The organism is Pseudochrobactrum sp. sp1633, from assembly GCF_030376605.1.
In the GTDB taxonomy this organism is placed as follows: domain Bacteria; phylum Pseudomonadota; class Alphaproteobacteria; order Rhizobiales; family Rhizobiaceae; genus Pseudochrobactrum.
Map to the genome: position 1 here is coordinate 1 of NZ_JARRAE010000049.1, position 1140 is coordinate 1140.

Sequence of the window (1140 nt, forward strand, 5' to 3'; positions counted from 1 at the left end):
ATGCGGACGAAAACTTGGACTATCAAGGAGGTAGTTCATGTATTCATACACAGACAGGATCCGAGCGGTCGAGCTCTACCTCAAGCTCGGCAAACGTCTCATGGCGACCATTCGTCAGCTTGGTTACCCAACCAAGAATGCCCTGAGGGGCTGGCACCGAGAATACGAACAACGCCTCGACTTGCCTGTTGGCTGTGCGGTCCCATCCCCCAGGTTTACACAGGCCCAGAAGGAGGCGGCTGTTGAGCACTACCGCACTCATGACCGATGTATTTCTGCGACGATGAGAGCATTGGGCTATCCCGGTCGTGCAACGCTGACCGCGTGGGTTCGAGAGGCTTTCCCTGAAACCAGAAAGCTACAGTTGGCCGGGCTGGTCGTGTGAATAGCCCCGAGTTTATTAGACACTCTTCGTCTTCAGTTTGTGGTTCTGTTCAAAGTGTGCTGGTGACAGCATACCATTTCTAACGTGTTTGCGTTGCGGGTTATAAAACATCTCAATGTAATCAAATACGTCTTGCCTTGCTTCAGCTCGTGTTCTGTATGTTTTGCGCCGAACACGCTCTCGCTTCAGCAGATTAAAAAAGCTCTCGGCTACAGCATTATCATGACAATTCCCACGGCGGCTCATGCTGTGCTCAAGATTATGTTGTTTTAGGAATGAAGCCCAGTCCATACTTGTAAACTGGGAGCCCTGATCTGAATGTATCATGACCCGCTCTTTTGGTTTTCGTCGCCACACATCCATCAACAAAGCCTGTAAGACCAGGTCTGTGGTTTGGCGCGATTGCATTGACCACCCGACGACGCGTCGAGAAAACAGGTCGATGACAACAGCCAGGTATAATACGTACAAGATATGCCTCTTTGGATTTCCACTTTATAAAGGCTGTAATCGTGAAAAATTGAACCCTAAAAATGAGCGTATAAAACGCGATTATTTCCTCTATTTAGAGGAAGCAAAACGTTTACAATCAAGCAGCTATAATGTTGTTCAGGTTGGCTCTAAAATTGCGATTTCTTCATCACCTGAATCAGCCATCATAAATCATGATAACCTTATCTTAAGATACGAGTATCAGACCTACCTCAAACAGGTCGAAGGCTTTGCGATTGGGACCATAATTTCTATACTCCGGT

1 protein-coding gene and 2 pseudogenes are annotated in these 1140 nt (G+C 47.4%); 2 read left to right on the top strand and 1 reads right to left on the bottom strand.

What is annotated here, in order from left to right; all coding sequences use genetic code 11:
- Nucleotides 1-37 precede the first annotated feature (37 nt).
- Nucleotides 38-355 (top strand): annotated as a pseudogene (locus P8H26_RS18030) (IS3 family transposase); the annotation flags it as partial.
- Between the two features lie 45 nt (nt 356-400).
- Here P8H26_RS18030 and P8H26_RS18035 read toward each other — a convergent pair.
- Nucleotides 401-847, bottom strand: a pseudogene (locus P8H26_RS18035) (IS3 family transposase); the annotation flags it as partial.
- On the opposite strand from P8H26_RS18035, the gene P8H26_RS18040 reads away from it, so the two are divergent.
- Nucleotides 828-1140: hypothetical protein (locus P8H26_RS18040; protein WP_289634462.1), on the top strand; the 313-nt coding region annotated here is incomplete at its 3' end. The pseudogene P8H26_RS18035 and the gene P8H26_RS18040 overlap by 20 nt on opposite strands.